Origin of the sequence: Oceanobacillus kapialis, assembly GCF_044790185.1 — a bacterium.
GTDB lineage: Bacteria > Bacillota > Bacilli > Bacillales > Amphibacillaceae > Oceanobacillus_B > Oceanobacillus_B kapialis.
On record NZ_CP085256.1, the window covers coordinates 2,083,612 to 2,098,431 of the forward strand.

General features: G+C 38.4%; 18 protein-coding genes. 3 read left to right on the forward strand and 15 right to left on the reverse strand.

The window, feature by feature from the left end; all coding sequences use genetic code 11:
• Positions 1-243: 243 nt before the first annotated feature.
• The 3 genes from LG273_RS10970 to gpr form a co-directional block, all read right to left on the reverse strand.
• A complete protein-coding gene (locus LG273_RS10970; RefSeq protein WP_379564541.1) occupies positions 244-561 on the reverse strand; it encodes a hypothetical protein in 318 nt (105 codons plus the stop codon).
• Between the two features lie 3 nt (positions 562-564).
• Positions 565-1,755 carry a stage II sporulation protein P gene (gene spoIIP, locus LG273_RS10975; RefSeq protein ID WP_404453524.1) on the reverse strand — a complete coding sequence of 397 codons (1,191 nt, stop codon included), beginning with the start codon at positions 1,753-1,755 and terminating at the stop codon, positions 565-567.
• 106 nt (positions 1,756-1,861) lie between these two features.
• Positions 1,862-2,962: a GPR endopeptidase gene (gpr, locus tag LG273_RS10980; protein WP_404453527.1), complete on the reverse strand. Its 1,101-nt coding sequence runs from the start codon at positions 2,960-2,962 to the stop codon at positions 1,862-1,864.
• A 221-nt stretch (positions 2,963-3,183) separates the two neighbouring features.
• On the opposite strand from gpr, the gene rpsT reads away from it, so the two are divergent.
• Positions 3,184-3,450: a 30S ribosomal protein S20 gene (gene rpsT / locus LG273_RS10985; protein ID WP_379564547.1), complete on the forward strand. Its 267-nt coding sequence runs from the start codon at positions 3,184-3,186 to the stop codon at positions 3,448-3,450.
• A gap of 199 nt (positions 3,451-3,649) precedes the next feature.
• On the opposite strand, the gene holA is transcribed toward rpsT, so the two are convergent.
• Entirely contained in the window at positions 3,650-4,666 is a 1,017-nt protein-coding gene (holA, locus tag LG273_RS10990; protein WP_404453530.1) for a DNA polymerase III subunit delta, read from the reverse strand.
• Positions 4,667-4,971: 305 nt separating this feature from the next.
• On the opposite strand from holA, the gene LG273_RS10995 reads away from it, so the two are divergent.
• Positions 4,972-5,106, forward strand: a complete 135-nt coding sequence (locus tag LG273_RS10995) for a YqzM family protein (protein ID WP_379564551.1) — start codon at positions 4,972-4,974, stop codon at positions 5,104-5,106.
• 362 nt (positions 5,107-5,468) lie between these two features.
• Here LG273_RS10995 and LG273_RS11000 read toward each other — a convergent pair whose 3' ends face one another.
• The 11 genes from LG273_RS11000 to LG273_RS11050 all read right to left on the reverse strand — a co-directional run bounded on the left by LG273_RS11000 (position 5,469) and on the right by LG273_RS11050 (position 14,137).
• A complete protein-coding gene (locus LG273_RS11000; protein ID WP_404453536.1) occupies positions 5,469-7,763 on the reverse strand; it encodes a DNA internalization-related competence protein ComEC/Rec2 in 2,295 nt (764 codons plus the stop codon).
• The gene (locus LG273_RS11005; protein WP_379564555.1) at positions 7,753-8,328 is read right to left on the reverse strand and encodes a ComE operon protein 2; all 576 of its coding nucleotides are present in this window, start codon (positions 8,326-8,328) and stop codon (positions 7,753-7,755) included. Before LG273_RS11005 ends, LG273_RS11000 begins: the two co-directional genes overlap by 11 nt.
• Before the next feature lie 86 nt (positions 8,329-8,414).
• Positions 8,415-9,017: a helix-hairpin-helix domain-containing protein gene (locus tag LG273_RS11010; RefSeq protein WP_404453539.1), complete on the reverse strand. Its 603-nt coding sequence runs from the start codon at positions 9,015-9,017 to the stop codon at positions 8,415-8,417.
• Positions 9,018-9,116: 99 nt separating this feature from the next.
• On the reverse strand, positions 9,117-9,872 hold the full coding sequence (locus LG273_RS11015) for a class I SAM-dependent DNA methyltransferase (RefSeq protein WP_404453542.1): 756 nt from the start codon (positions 9,870-9,872) through the stop codon (positions 9,117-9,119).
• Positions 9,873-10,226 carry a ribosome silencing factor gene (rsfS, locus tag LG273_RS11020; RefSeq protein ID WP_379564560.1) on the reverse strand — a complete coding sequence of 118 codons (354 nt, stop codon included), beginning with the start codon at positions 10,224-10,226 and terminating at the stop codon, positions 9,873-9,875. It lies immediately after the preceding gene.
• Complete coding sequence (gene yqeK / locus LG273_RS11025) at positions 10,227-10,802, reverse strand: bis(5'-nucleosyl)-tetraphosphatase (symmetrical) YqeK (protein WP_379564561.1); 576 nt, start codon at positions 10,800-10,802, stop codon at positions 10,227-10,229. It lies immediately after the preceding gene.
• A complete protein-coding gene (locus tag LG273_RS11030) occupies positions 10,792-11,358 on the reverse strand; it encodes a nicotinate-nucleotide adenylyltransferase (RefSeq protein WP_379564562.1) in 567 nt (188 codons plus the stop codon). Before LG273_RS11030 ends, yqeK begins: the two co-directional genes overlap by 11 nt.
• Positions 11,359-11,370: 12 nt before the next feature.
• Positions 11,371-11,661, reverse strand: coding sequence for a ribosome assembly RNA-binding protein YhbY (gene yhbY, locus LG273_RS11035; protein WP_379564563.1), 291 nt, complete (start codon positions 11,659-11,661; stop codon positions 11,371-11,373).
• 4 nt (positions 11,662-11,665) lie between these two features.
• Positions 11,666-12,505: a shikimate dehydrogenase gene (gene aroE, locus LG273_RS11040; RefSeq protein WP_379564565.1), complete on the reverse strand. Its 840-nt coding sequence runs from the start codon at positions 12,503-12,505 to the stop codon at positions 11,666-11,668.
• Positions 12,506-12,515: 10 nt separating this feature from the next.
• The gene (gene yqeH / locus LG273_RS11045) at positions 12,516-13,619 is read right to left on the reverse strand and encodes a ribosome biogenesis GTPase YqeH (RefSeq protein WP_379564567.1); all 1,104 of its coding nucleotides are present in this window, start codon (positions 13,617-13,619) and stop codon (positions 12,516-12,518) included.
• A gap of 2 nt (positions 13,620-13,621) precedes the next feature.
• Entirely contained in the window at positions 13,622-14,137 is a 516-nt protein-coding gene (locus LG273_RS11050; protein ID WP_379564569.1) for a YqeG family HAD IIIA-type phosphatase, read from the reverse strand.
• Positions 14,138-14,622: 485 nt separating this feature from the next.
• On the opposite strand from LG273_RS11050, the gene LG273_RS11055 reads away from it, so the two are divergent.
• A complete protein-coding gene (locus tag LG273_RS11055) occupies positions 14,623-14,769 on the forward strand; it encodes a sporulation histidine kinase inhibitor Sda (RefSeq protein WP_379564571.1) in 147 nt (48 codons plus the stop codon).
• Positions 14,770-14,820 lie beyond the last annotated feature (51 nt).

The window sequence follows — 14,820 nt, forward strand, 5'->3', positions numbered from 1 at the left end:
ATTAGGTGACTGGAAGAATGGGTTGTTCCTGTCAAAAACTCTCTAAAGAGCCATCTTATACAACGATAAGGGCTAGCATTGATTATAGCAATAGGTTGCCGTATATTCAAGAAATATTAACACTACGCAGGTTACAACAAAAAGGCTATGATAAGGTAAAAGCCAAAAGAAAATGCACCTACGTGATAGTACTGACTACAGAAGGTCTCAACTATTCTTCCGGCTTTCGGTCAATTAATATTGTCAAAAAAACACTTGGGAGATTTGATACATAATCTGCACAATAGCTTCGTAGAATCCTTTCACGCCAGCTTCCATAAAGGAGGCAGTCTTTTGGGTAAGGTTATCTGGCTCTTCCATTTCAACAGCAACAGTAGCTTTCTCAGGTTTTTCAGCTTGTTCATCTTCTTTTTTTACGGATGCAACAGTTCCTGACTTCGTCTCTTCAATCTTTTCCGTTTCAGGTTCAGCTTCCATTGCTTCATCCTTATTTAACCCATATAACATACCTGTTAGAAAAAATACTGCAAGTAATAATAATACGATAATGGAACGTACCATCCCTTACTCCCCCTCCGAACTGGCATCAACCTTCTCAGCATCCCAGTAAAACTCGCTAAACACATCTGCGACTGCATCAGCTGATCGGTATAATTCATCCAAATTGTTTCCTACACCACCAAATTCAACTAATAAAGCATTCTCCGTCAGATCTTGGTTATAGACACCATTCACTCTAGCCCCGGCTTTTGTAATAATTCCCCTACTAAGACCGGGATACTTCTCTTCAACTAAGTGATGTAGTTCAGAAGCGACTTTCAGGTTTTTCTCATGATTAGCATGCTCTAAACCAACTACAAACATAATTCGGGCATAATTCTTTCCGTTTATCTTCTTTGTTGTTTTTTCTCGTGGTAGCGCGTCACGATGTAAATCGAAAACATATTGGATATCTTTATTGGATGCCAATACTTCTTCAGCAACTTCTCGAGAAGCATCATAGGATTGCCCATAGCTCCAACCCTTCTCATTGAGTATATTGCTAATATCACTTTTGTCCACGCTTGTCCCAATTCCGTTATTCTCTAAAGACTCGGCTAGACGATCACTTACCTTCGTTATATTTACTTCTTTATGGTTTGCCTGATTTGGATCTGTAACTCCAGGTAAGTGAGGCAGGAAAGATTCTCTATTATGCGTATTATAAATATAGACAACATCTCTATCACCTGTTGTAGGAGACTCTTTTCTGTCTTCATCCTTTTCATTTTTCTCAGATTGTTGCTCTTGCTGTTCTTTATCTTCCGTATCTTCAACTACTGCTTCTCGATCCTTAAGTACATCTTCTAGAGGAGGAGATGATTCAATAGGTAAGTTAGTATAGTCAGTCCCTTCGCCTGCAATAAGAATACGGCTATCAAATTCAGAAAACCCAGGTAGTTCATTTCCTAAAAGGCTTCTTGGGTCATTCGGCTTTACACTGGTAGCAACCTGTAAGAGAGTCGACGTTAAGGATGGCATTCTTTTATCTTCTGGATACGCTTCTGTGAACACTCTATTTTCCATACCTAGTAGATAGAGAAAAGTGGAGCTATCAATGTCATTTGTTAAATTACTGATGGTTTCTGATGAGATACGATATGCTGGCTTAATCGTAGTAAGGATACCAATGCCAATGAACAAAACGATAAGGCCAACCAGGTAAAGGCCGCCTCTTCGATAAATAGATCGAAACCCTTTATTTTTTTGTATCATATATTAAACCTCCCGATGACCAACTCTATAGTTCACTCTATGAGCCGCCATCGGGAGGTAGAACCAATTCTTTTAAAAAAGATGTTTTTTAATAGAGAGCGAGTTGCTACCTAGAATAAGATGCGAAGTTATCCACGTTTACGGTTTCATGTAGTGCTGCATTGACACCGTTCGCAATAACACTTGCCATATCAATCATAAACCCATCCACTTCTTTTGGAGTTACCATGAGGTTATGACCAATTGGAGTAAGCACCTCTGTTATTAACTTTCGTTTTTCTTCATCAGATAAGGTGCCGACAATACCAAGAAACGTTTTCCGCTTTTCCTCGTCAGGTAAATCTTCTTCTGTGAATTTTTTACTCCCAAAATTTAAGCTTGCTGGTGCTAAAGCTTTTGAAGGTCTATCTTTTTCGTTATATTCCCTGCCGAAATGCTTTAAAAGAAAATCAATGGTATCACTTGTAATGGTAACCGCATCCACAACTGTAGGCACACCTATCGCCATAACTGGGACTCCTAATGTTTCCTTGCTTAGTTCTTTCCTTTTATTTCCTACACCTGAACCAGGATGAATGCCTGTATCAGACAGCTGAATTGTTTCGTTAACTCTTTCTATTGATCGTGATGCAAGTGCATCAACTGCCAATACAAAGTCAGGCTTAAACTTTTCCACGATCCCAAAAATAATATCACTCGTCTCAATTCCGGTTACACCCATCACTCCCGGTGTTACAGCCGCAACCGGACGATACCCTTCTGCCACGGTTTCTTGTTGCAGCTTAAACAAATGACTTGTAACAAGAATCTTTTCGATCGTCATCGGACCGAGTGCATCTGGGGTGACATTCCAATTTCCAAGTCCTACGATTAAACCCTTACTGTCTGGCCCAATATTATTTTTGGCTATTAATGCCTCTAACTCCTTTGCCAAAATCTTAGCTGCTGCTTCCTGCCTTGCTGTATCCTGTTTTTTTACACCGTCAGCATAAATGGTAATATAAGACCCTGGTTTTTTCCCTAGCAACTCTGCACCAGCTTCATCTATATCCACATATGAAATTTTAATGTTATCCTGCTCTCTCTCTTTGATGGTAACCCCTGTTAGTTTCTTATCTGTTGATTGATCCTTTTCCACATACATATCTTTCGCTTCAATAGCCAAGTCTGTTCGAACCTGAAAACCTGTCTCCTGCTGCTCTTCCATGTTTCTCATCCTTTCAGAATTCATTAGTAATAGAATGAACAAATTCACTTAAAACATACAATTTGCTGTAGAAGACAACAAAGCTATTGAAAACAATCGGTTCCTTTGGTAAAATGTCTTTTGTCCACTAACAAAGTAATAAAGGCATAGCCTTTACTTAAATTAGATTCGGATACGTGAATAAGAAATGTATGGGTAAAGCTTTTTTAGGAGGTGAAACAATGGCTAACATTAAATCTGCAATGAAACGTGTTGATACAAGCAACAAAAAACGCTTGCAAAATAACGCGCAAAAATCAGAAATGCGTTCTCAAATCAAACGTGTTGAAAAACTGGTAGAAGCAAATGATGTGGAAAGCGCAAAAACTGCTTTGCAAACTACAGTAAAACACATTGACAAAGCTGTTCAAAAAGGTATTATTCATCAAAACAACGGTGATCGTCAAAAATCACGTTTGGCTAAAAAAGTTAACAATCTTGGTGCATAATTACCAAAACAAAAACGATCCTGCTCGGATCGTTTTTGATTTTGTGCAGGAAATTATAAAATCTGGTTGTGTGGATAACGAAACAACTGAACCAGCCACGTCCAGCTCCAGCGCCCAGAGACTAGCGAGACTTCCTTCGCTCCGTACGACTCTAAATGGGCGCTTGCACTTTTGTTATTCCATATTTTTATGCCTATTACTATCTGGTTTGAATTAAATCGAAGAGCAACAGCTCAAAGGTCAACTCCTTCTCCATAGCCCCCACCTTCATTGCAGCATCAGCATTAGCCAACCGGTCAATAATTCTTTGTAGTACTTCCAATTGAAATCGTTTCTCTCTGTTTAAAGCTATCTTGATGACATAAGGATGGACACCTAGTTGCTTTTGCATTTGCGCCTGTGTATAGCCTTTTTGTTTTAATAGCTTGACCCTTAAAATGGTCCTAAATTGAAAACTAAGTAAGCCAATTAAAGCGATCGGCTCCTCTTTCAACTTCTGTAAATCCTTGGCTATTGCAATTGCTTTATATAGGTCGCCTTCTATCACTGCATCAACTAACCGGAGCGATGAATTATCAGCAGTATGAGCGATCATCTGCTCTGCAATCTCTTTTGTAATGACCCCATTTTCTCCCACATATAACGCCAGCTTCGTCAATTCATTTTCAAGCATTTGCAGGTTTGTCGATAATTCTGTTTCAAAAATTCCCATTGCATCTGGCTCAATCGTAATATTAAATTGCACAGCTAAATCCTTAATCCATTTATTTACTTCGTAGTCTCTTATTGGATTGCAAATCGCTACAGTGGCCTGCTTTTTTAGCAGCTTGCTTATTTTTTTTCGTTCATCTATTTTCTCATACGGTGCGATCAACACAAGAACAGAATAATCAACCGGCTGAGAGAGATATCTTTCCAGTGTGTTCACATCGTGTTCGAAAGCCGTTTTATCGGGTTTTGCTTTTAAAAAGACAGGGTTGTTGGCAAAAATTAATTTCTGACCGCCAAAGAATGGATATGTTTCTGTATCTGTTACCACTTCTTGAATTGGTGTTTCTTCAAGATCATAAACCGCAAGATTATCCTTATCCTCGCCTAATACTCTTTGCACTAATTCGCTTTTTAGTTTTTCAATAAAATACGATTCCGTACCGTAAATTAAATAGACCGAAGCAATTTGCTTTTTTAGACTTTTCTTTACTTCCTGATAGCTCATTCCACTCACTCCACTACTATGTATACCATAATGGTAAGTCCTTAAGGGTGGAATAGCAAGAAGTAATTGGAGGGAAATAGGCTGCATTATTTCCCTCCAACATCTATATAAACGCTTTGCTTCAAGGCCTAGGAACTTTAAGCAAAACGATATTTTCTCCTTTATAGATTATCCACGATAGGATAAAGTATGGTTGTTAAGTCTTTCTATAAATGGAGAAGAATAATCCTTTAACAAATATTTAGCCATAAGTGGATTTTTTGATGGTTTTAATTTATACTAATGGTGACATAGGAGGGGTGAAAGTGAACGAATTTGAAAAAAATGTACAATCCAAAAACAATGATGTAGTGGACTCCATTAAAGGCTTTGCTTTCTCATTTATTTTCTTCACTTTAATTTTTGCGATCGGCGTTATTATCAGCGTTGTAGGACGTTAATAAGGGGCAAGTAATCTGGACAGCCTGGTGCACACTAATTAACCAAGAGACTGATTAACCAGTCTCTTTTTCGTTTTCATGAACTAGAGGTGTCCCTGCTTCAGCAAAATGATAGGTGGCTGCTTCGCGCTTGTTCTTCATGTATAAAGTAAAACTTTATTCAATGAGGTCGCCTACTCCCTCACCAAATGTTAATTTGAACGAATCGGACCTGTACTGGCAGTTGATCCGTGGGGGCTTACTGTCAGCAAAGGCGGGATAAAATTTGTTGCCTATAGCGTGCGCAATTCAAGGTAGCCGGAATCATTATGCTACAGTTACTACTAATGGGATGGGCTCTGTTTCTAATTTTATACTCCATCCTATGGCAGGAATTTATAAAAGGTTCCATTCTTCTCTTTGAATATAAATTGAACAGCACCGTGGTCATCTGTCCGCAAAATAGTTGTACCAATCTTTTCCAGGGTTTCTATAACTTCATTGGTAGGATGACCATACCTATTATCCCTACCAACTGATATAAGGGAATAGTCTGGTTTAATTTTAGTTAGAAACACTTCGTCTGAAGAAGTACTGCTACCATGATGTGCAACTTTTAATACGTCGATCTCAATAGACGGATAAACATCTATAAGCTCCTGCTCCTCCTCTTTACTAATATCCCCTGTAAACAGCCATGACTTCCCACCAAATTCCCCAAATAAAACAATCGAATTCTCGTTCGGCGATCCTTTGTCGACCATTGGTGCTAATACATGAAAACTTTCACTGCCCAGCCGCAGTTGATCTCCTTTTTTCACTTGGCTGACAACCAAACCTTCTTGTTCCCATAAATCGATTGAGGCACGGTCCGGTTGAAAATAATCACTAATAATTAACTGCTTCGGATTATAATCCTTTATAAGGTATGGGATGCTCCCTGAATGGTCAACATCCTGGTGTGTTACTATCAGTGCGTCAATTTCATAAATCCCTCTGGAATTTAAGTATGGTTGTATGATGCGTTTATATTTCGTTTTCGTGGGAATGTGTTCAGGAAATGACACACCAGCTCCGGCATCAATGATAAACACACCACGACGGTACGGTAGTTCTATTACAAATGAGTCTCCCTGACCAATATCAAGCATGGTAACCCTACCATACGGAGAAAAATATGGCGCTGCTATAACAACAGAAACAAATACGGTCATCAATGTCCCAAGTAAGAATGCTTGTTTATTCAGCCCATTCTGAAGTAAATACATAAAGGCAAGGAATAAGCCATAATACATAATAGCCACTTCTATTGACATCCAGCCCGTTGACCAAGGATAGTAAAAATTGTCATCAAAAAAAGTTAATATAGTCAGAAGTAGCTCCTGTAAAGAAACAAACAATTTATCTAAAAGGGAAATAATAGGGAATGGAGAAAAAAGAAGAAAGAAAAACATAGAAGGAATAATAACGATTGAAAAATAAGGTACTATTAAAGTGTTCATAAGAATGGAGAGTGGCTGAAAGGTATAAAAGTGGTGGAATAGTATTGGCAGAATCATCATTTGTGCGACAAAACTGATCTTAAGCCCCTGTATGATAAGGTTTGACGTCTTTGCTATCCACCTTTGAGAAAGTAGGAGGCCAAAGGTGACTAAAAAGGAGAGCTGAAAACCAACATGATATACCAAATAAGGATCAAAACAAACTAACAAAAGAAATACAAAGCTAAGGACATCTGTATAACTGAACCGTTTCATTGCCTTTCGTAGGAAAATAAAACAAATTACCATGGTGCTTGCACGCCAGATCGAGGGCTCACCACCTGCTATAATTGCATATGCCGGAAGTAGAAACACGATTAGCCATTGAGCTTTCTCTTTTGTCATCACGTTACATTTTACAAGAAAAAAATATAGAAAAGCCACAAAGAGCCCAACATGTAAGCCGGATATTGCCAAAAGATGTGATAAACTCCATCTTTGAAATAACTCAATTGTCTCTTCAGGAATTGCAGAATCATCCCCTAATACTAACCCCTTCATCCAGGCACTCGTGGTATCTGATAATCTTTCGTCCAAGTAGGTCATCATATTTGTACGAAGTGTATAAAAGCGATGTAGAGTTCCCTGACCCGCACAGGAAATATCTTGCAGGGAGTCAATATAGACCTGGTGTGTTATTTTTTGTGTACTTAAATAATAACGATAATTAAATTCGCCAGGGTTCGTACTTGGGTCAGGTAATTCAGGTTCGCCGGTGAACTCACATGTTGCGCCTGTTTTCAAATGAGAAGAAAAGTCCATCCTCTCTTTTTCTTTAGGGAAATAGAGAATTGAAAAGTTCTGATTTGTAAAATAATCTTCGAAAGTAAATTGGGTACGAGTAGCATTTTTTTCAACTGGCCCGACAATACGGCCAGCAAAGTTCTGTTCTGGAAGGGAAGATTCTGATATAAATGAGGAAGAATCAATCGCAGGAATATAGAGAAGGAAAAAGGAGAGAAGGGCTGAGGCAAGTAGTAACAGCATTGCCCCCAGCCTCCTCCTATAAAACAGAAATCCAAGCCATAATATGTAGCAAATTATAATGAGATAGCTTGATGTTAGCACCGTAATTATACTTACCGCTACAGCAAGAGCTACTATATGCCAGTTTCCTTTCAACCTTCTATTTCCCACTACCAGGTACGGAGAATAGCGCCTCCGCTCTCGCTTTCAATTGCACTACTTCTTGTGCATCCGTACGATCTGATAACTTTTCAATTAGTTCATTAACATATTGCTGTTTTTCACGATAATTTAAATCAACTGCTAAATAATCTAAGGCCACTTTTTTCACTGCCACACCAGCCTCTTTAAATAGTTGAATAGCATATTCATTATTTCGGTAATCCTCTTTATAATAAATTGTTTTAATACCTGCCTGAATTAATTGTTTCGAGCATTGAAGACAGGGAAAATGGGTCACATATACATCTGCATCGTCCGTTGGCACGCCAAATTTTGCGCACTGCAGCAAAGCATTTGCTTCAGCATGCACGGTGCGAACACAATGGCCGTCTACTACATAGCATCCTTCGTCAATACAATGAACACTCCCTGAAACACTACCATTATATCCACCTGCAATAATCCGTTTATCTCGGACAATAGAGGCTCCTACCATTAACCGCGTACATGTGCTTCGTAACGCAAGCAACTGGCTTTGCGCCATAAAATACTGATCCCACGAAATTCTTTCCATCATCAATTCCCCTTTTTCTCTAACGTATTACTTGTAGTTTATTTTCGCTGCTTGCATACGTCAATAACGTGATTTGGCATATCTCCTTAAGGTACTTGAACAGAATCTCGGAATTGTTCTATCGTTTGTTCTCCGATCCCTGAGACTTCAAGTAAATCCTCAATTGTTTGAAAATAACCATTCTCTTCCCGGTAAGCAAGAATTGCTTCCGCTTTGGATGGCCCTATCCCGTTTAATGTTTCAATTTCTTCCTTGCTCGCATAGTTTATCCTCACTTTACCATTCTCAGCAAGCTCGGCATTCCCGTTTTGTAAATCATCAGCTTGTTCATGAACTTTTGGGACAATAATACTCATTTCGTCATGAACTTTTTGCGCGAGATTCACTTGTGTTTGATCCGCTTCTGACGTAAAACCTCCAGCCATTTGCACCATGTCCTTAATTCTATCTCCCGAACTTGCTTTAAATACGCCAGGCTCCTTTACCTCTCCCTTTATATCAATGTACATTGGACCTTCTACTGGGAGCTGTTTATCAGTTTCATCTGGACTATCATCAGGTTCCGGGGAATTGACTAGATTGAGGCTTTCCTTGTCACTGGGGGAATTATCCTTTGAAAGAAAGAGAAAAAGCACCATAACAATTGCTGCTACAATAAAAATTCCTGCCTTCTTTATTATGTCCGTCAACCAAATTCACTCCTTTCCATTATAAAGTAATTTTCTCCTCTCCTTCTTTCGACACATTTTGTATTATTCCTTTAATTAAAAAAGAGGAGGATAATCTGATTATCCTTCTCCTTTTTCTGCTGAAAAAAAGATTCGTTCGGCATTTCCTATTGTAGATTCGTCTTTTTCCTGAAAGTCTCCGTATAAATTTATATTTTTAAAGCCGGTTTCTTTTAATAAATTTATATAAAATTCCGGTGTGAACGTGCGTTGGTGATGCATTTCATCAAAACGTACATAAGTATTATCTTGTTGAGATTGGAAAAAGGTTAGTTCATGAAACATCTCTCCAGGCTCATCCCCTTGATGACAAAACCAAATATAAGAGGCATCCTCCATCACATCCGCAAATGTCTGGTTCACATAGTTTTCTTCTACTTGATGGATGGAATGTACATCAAAAATAAAGATTCCATCCTCTTTTAAACTTTCGGCAACATTTTGAAAGACGCGGCTTAAGTCCTCTTCTGTCGTAATATAGTTCATAACGTCGCAATAGCTTATTGCTGCATCCAATTCCTGTAATCCCTGTAATTCGGTTAAATCTTGATGTAACCATTGCACAGTAAGACCTGCTCCACTACATTTCTGTTCAGCGAATGTGAGCATGTCAGCAGAATAGTCTACACCTGTTACCCGATAGCCATTTAAAGCAAGCCTTTTAGTAATCTCTCCCGTACCACAACCTAAATCAGCAATGGATTGAACGGACTTTCCATATTGTTTGAAAATAGACTCTGTAAACGTTAACCACTTCTCATATGGCGCGTTTTCCATAAGACGATCATAAACGTTCGCCATCTGTTTGTAGGCCATTTAGCTATCCTCTTCAGTAAATTGAAGACGATCAGCATCTCCCCAAAGTCTTTCTAGATTATAATAAATTCGCTCGTCTCGGTGGAAGACATGACAAACCACATCTCCTAAATCGACAAGAACCCATCTTGCCTGCTCTAGACCTTCTATTCGATTCACAGGGACGCCTGCCTCGTCCATTGTTTCTTTAATTCCACGAGCAATTGCCTGGACTTGTCGCTCCGTATTTGCATGGCAAATTAAAAAATAATCTGCTACCAATGAAACCTCATTCATGTCAAGTGCTGTAATATCCTCTGCACGCTTATCGTCACAAGCAGATGCCGCTAATTTTACAATTTCCTTATTTTCCATTCATTCATTACCTCCGTTTATGTGTCTGCTTAAATCGTTATATGCATGGAAAGTATCAGGGTAAATTTTTGCTTTCCTTCTTAAAAGATATTGAATGGTGTTTCGCAATGCAAGCCAACATGCATAATCCAAATTGGTTTCCGCTGCTTCTCTTACTTCTTCAATACCCGGAAAGCTTCTACCTGGTTCAATATAATCTGCTAAAAAGATTATTTTTTCCAACGCTGTCATATTGGCTCTTCCCGTTGTATGGTATTTGATAGCAAGCTGAATGGCTTCATCTTTTAAGCCACATTCCTCTTCTACTATAAGGGCCCCTACAGGCGCATGCCATAATTCTGAGTGGAATTCCAATAAATCTGAAGGTAGCTTAGATCGTTTAATTCGCTCAGCCATTTCCTCCAGAGAGCGGTATTTAGCATAATCATGTAACACACCTGCCAGCTCAGCTTTCTCCGTTGATTCCTCGTAAAGTTCAGCAAGATAATGTGCCGTTTTTGCAACTCTAATGGAATGATCATATCTTTTTTTAGTTAGTTGTGGCTCTACTAACTGCTTCGCCTTACTAATCTTCATACAGTTGATTCTCCTTAATGTATGCTTGCACAGGTTCTGTCGTTAAATACGTAATTTGCCGGTTCTCTTTCACCCTATCCCTCAATTCCGTTGAAGAGATATCAATACCAGGTATTTCAACGGTTACAACTGGATAGTCAGTGTTTAAGCTGGAACCCGCTCTTTTAACACCTACAAATTGTACTAATTCGACTAACGTATCAATCCCCTGCCAATATGGTAAATATTCAACCATATCCGCACCAATTATAAAGTAAAATTTGTAATTGGGATAATCCTCTCTCAACCGTTTAATAGTATCGAGTGTATAGGATTTCCCTGGCGTGTCTACTTCAATAGTATTTACCTTGAAAAAAGCATTGTTATGAATTGCACATTTAACCATGTTCATTCGGTCTACTGCCGTAGTACCTAAATCCTCTTTATGGGGTGGACTATACGACGGTATAAACCACACTTCTTCGAGACCGAGTTTCTCACGGACCTCCTCCGCAATCATAAGGTGTCCTAAATGTGGTGGATCGAACGTACCTCCAAGTAAGCCTATTTTTTTCATCATAACACCCGGCTAAGGAAGCGTAATTTGCTTATTCTCTTCAGATTCTCGATACAACACAATATTATTTCCAATAATTTGGGCTACTTCAGCTCCTGTCCCCTCCGATAATTTTTCGGCTACTGTATGCTTATCCTCTAAGCAGTTTTGCAAAATGCTAACCTTGATTAGCTCTCTTTTTTCTAATGCATCGCCAATTTGTTCCACCATATTTTCATTTACTCCATCTTTACCTACTTGGAAAATAGGCTTTAGCTGGTTTGCTTCTGCACGTAAAAATCGTTTCTGTTTACCTGTTAACATGCAATTATCCCTCCAATAATAGTTTTAGCTTTTTGTCCATGTCATCGATTGGTACACGTTTGCCTGTCCAAATCTCAAAGGCATACTGAGCTTGATATAAAAGCATCGTATGGCCAAAATGGATGGCTGCACCACTTTCTTTGGCTTGTTTTAAAAAGGCAGTCTTAATTGGTTGATAAACAATATCACTTACAATTGCTCCCTTTTTCAGCCTGTCTAATTGTATAATTTTTTCTTCTATTCCAGGCTTCATCCCCACTGAAGAGGTTTGAATAATTAAATCATATTGATCTGTACGTTCTGCAGCTTCTTCTAAAGTAAACACCTTCGTGTTTAGTTTCTCATGCTTTTTAGTAATGTCTTCAGCTTTCTCTATTGTTCGATTAGCAATATCAACATTGCGAAATCCAGCGTTTGCAAACGTATGGTAGATACCTCTACATGCGCCGCCTGCACCAACCAGCAAGATTCGAATAGCGGTATTCTCCATTAATGCTGGAAATTCCATTTCAAGGGAACGCAAGTAACCAAAACCATCTGTATTATATCCGACCCACAATCCATCCTCAAAACTAACTGTGTTAACAGCGCCTATTTCACCTGCGATCGAATCTATTTTATCTAAAAAAGGAATGATACGTTGTTTATAAGGAACAGTCACATTAAATCCTTGTAATCCCTCTTTCTTTATGTTCGCAATTCGCTTTGAGAAATCGTCACTTAAGGGAATTTCGTATTTTGTATAGCTCCCTTTCACTGCAATCTGTTTCATAAATGACTCGTGAATCCAAGGAGAAAGAGAATGTTCTACAGGGTATCCAATCAAACCTAATCGATAATCCATGTGCTCCCCCTTATAATAATGATTTTCGTATAGAGGCAGGCACCTCTTTGGGGCTATGCGCCGTTACGGTTATATCTTCGGAATTAACACTAACCCACCCCAAACCTGGAAAAACAATATCTGTTTTTTCTCCGTTCGTTAAACGGTAGGAGCTTTCCTTTAATTCAGGCAATACCTGCAATGTTTTCTCATCTGGCGGTGACAAAAGCTCCCCAATGTGTTGAGTATATAACTCATCAGCATTCTCCAATTTAGTTCTGTGAATTGGTAGTTGATTTGAAAAGTAGCATACGAAGGACTGCCTTTTTCCTTTTACAAAGTCCAATCTTGCTAACCCGCCAAAATAGAGGGTTTGTCCACTGTTCAACTGGTAAACTCTTGGTTTAATTTCTTTATTAGGCGTAATTAATTTTAAATCCTCATCCGAAACATAATGGGCAATTTGCTGTCTATTTACAATTCCTGGAGTATCAATAAGTGATGAGTCTTCATCAAGTGGTATCTCAATGAACCCAAGTGTTGTACCAGGGAAATAAGAAGTAGTAATCACTTCTCCATACCCCGTAGATTGTTTAATTAAGCGATTTATAAAAGTTGATTTCCCTACATTGGTTGTTCCAACGATATAAACATCTCGTTGTTCCCGTTGGTCCGCGATAACCTCAGACAACTCTTTCATTCCATATCCTTTAGTAGAAGAAATTAAGCAGACCTCTTTTACGTTAATTCCTGCTTCCTTAGCAGAGGTGCGTAACCATTGCTCAAGCTTCCTTTTATTTGCAGACTTCGGTAATAAATCTACTTTGTTTCCAACTAATACAATAGGATTATCGCCAACAATTCGCGGAAGACTTTTAATAAGGCTTCCATGGACGTCAAAAATGTCCACAACATGCACAACAAGTCCATTTGCTTTTCGTATAGAGCTTACCATCTTAAGAAAGTCATCATCTGTTATAGCAACATCCTGAATTTCATTATAGTGTTTTAACCGAAAGCATCGTTTACAAAGGATGTTTTCCTTTTGTAAAGAAGACGCCGGCGTATACCCTGGAGCCTGTGGGTCTGTTGTTTGAATAAGGACACCACAGCCTTGACAATATATTTCTTCCATCCTTACTCCTCCCAAGTGATTTTACCTTTTTTCCTCATATAATGTAATATTCTTCGTTCAATAGTACGATTTATTTTTGTGATCTTCCCGTCTGTTTGAACAATCGGGACTACTAAAATGGTATAGAAGCCAGCAAAATTTCCACCTAGCACGTCTGTTAACAACTGGTCCCCTATTACAACAATTTCCTCTTTTTTCATTCCCATTTGTTTTGCAACCGACTTAAATGCTTTACTTAACGGCTTTCTAGCACTGAAAACGAAAGGCGTGTCAAGTGGTTCGGCAAAAACTTTAACACGCTCCTGGTTATTGTTTGAAATAATTGTTACTTTAATGTCGTTTTCTTTCATTTCTTTAAACCATTCCATAACTTCAGAAGTAGCATCTTTAACATCCCAGGCTACTAGTGTATTATCAAGGTCCGTTATAATCCCTTTAATTCCTTTGCTTTTTAAAACCTCTGGCTCAATCTCAAACACGCTCTTCACGTGCTCGTTTGGCAAAAACTTTTTTAACAACTCTTACACCTCTTATTCTGTCCTCGGTCTTCTTTTCATACTGATCGCCATTATAAACCAATCTTATAATAACATCCCACGAAGCGAAACTTCAATCAGGGTGGTGTTTTAAATAAAGATAGGACTTATATTATCTGTTAAACATGGAGAAATTAAATGATACTCCCCACGAAAACATGTTTCTACTTGTTCAGCGTCCCTTTGCTACTGTCTCATAAGAAGAAACAATTTCTATGGGGAAACCTGTAGACCGAGAGAAACATGCCATAAATCGTTCGACAAATATCTCTATATTCCGCGCTTGTGGATAACGTTACTCACATTATAAAACTTGTTATAACAACATTTGTCGATATAAAAAAGTAATTATACACACTTTATCTACAGGTCTATGTAGATAACTTTCACCTTGTCCTGCCTATTAGAAAGTGGTAAGTTATTAATAACCTTATTAGAAAATTACAAACTTTAGGAGGGCTAAGTTGATGGAACATTTGTCAGATGAACTACTAATTGAATCTTATTACACAGCAAATGAATTAAATTTAAGCCCTGACTTTTTAAATCTAATTGAAGAAGAAATTCACAGGAGAAGATTATCTCATAGAATTAAAGACAAAAAACCCGTCTAAAAATTTTTTTATTTAAATATGAAGAAACGCGTTAACCCCTATTATTTTGCG

What these genes read in the sequence shown, in the direction of transcription:
- LG273_RS10970 (WP_379564541.1), bottom strand. Translation starts at nt 561, where the DNA reads ATGGTACGTTCCATTATCGTATTATTATTACTTGCAGTATTTTTTCTA.
- spoIIP (WP_404453524.1), bottom strand. Translation starts at nt 1,755, where the DNA reads ATGATACAAAAAAATAAAGGGTTTCGATCTATTTATCGAAGAGGCGGC.
- gpr (WP_404453527.1), bottom strand. Translation starts at nt 2,962, where the DNA reads ATGGAAGAGCAGCAGGAGACAGGTTTTCAGGTTCGAACAGACTTGGCT.
- rpsT (WP_379564547.1), top strand. Translation starts at nt 3,184, where the DNA reads ATGGCTAACATTAAATCTGCAATGAAACGTGTTGATACAAGCAACAAA.
- holA (WP_404453530.1), bottom strand. Translation starts at nt 4,666, where the DNA reads ATGAGCTATCAGGAAGTAAAGAAAAGTCTAAAAAAGCAAATTGCTTCG.
- LG273_RS11005 (WP_379564555.1), bottom strand. Translation starts at nt 8,328, where the DNA reads ATGGAAAGAATTTCGTGGGATCAGTATTTTATGGCGCAAAGCCAGTTG.
- LG273_RS11015 (WP_404453542.1), bottom strand. Translation starts at nt 9,872, where the DNA reads ATGGCCTACAAACAGATGGCGAACGTTTATGATCGTCTTATGGAAAAC.
- rsfS (WP_379564560.1), bottom strand. Translation starts at nt 10,226, where the DNA reads ATGGAAAATAAGGAAATTGTAAAATTAGCGGCATCTGCTTGTGACGAT.
- yqeK (WP_379564561.1), bottom strand. Translation starts at nt 10,802, where the DNA reads ATGAAGATTAGTAAGGCGAAGCAGTTAGTAGAGCCACAACTAACTAAA.
- LG273_RS11030 (WP_379564562.1), bottom strand. Translation starts at nt 11,358, where the DNA reads ATGAAAAAAATAGGCTTACTTGGAGGTACGTTCGATCCACCACATTTA.
- yhbY (WP_379564563.1), bottom strand. Translation starts at nt 11,661, where the DNA reads ATGTTAACAGGTAAACAGAAACGATTTTTACGTGCAGAAGCAAACCAG.
- aroE (WP_379564565.1), bottom strand. Translation starts at nt 12,505, where the DNA reads ATGGATTATCGATTAGGTTTGATTGGATACCCTGTAGAACATTCTCTT.
- yqeH (WP_379564567.1), bottom strand. Translation starts at nt 13,619, where the DNA reads ATGGAAGAAATATATTGTCAAGGCTGTGGTGTCCTTATTCAAACAACA.
- LG273_RS11055 (WP_379564571.1), top strand. Translation starts at nt 14,623, where the DNA reads ATGGAACATTTGTCAGATGAACTACTAATTGAATCTTATTACACAGCA.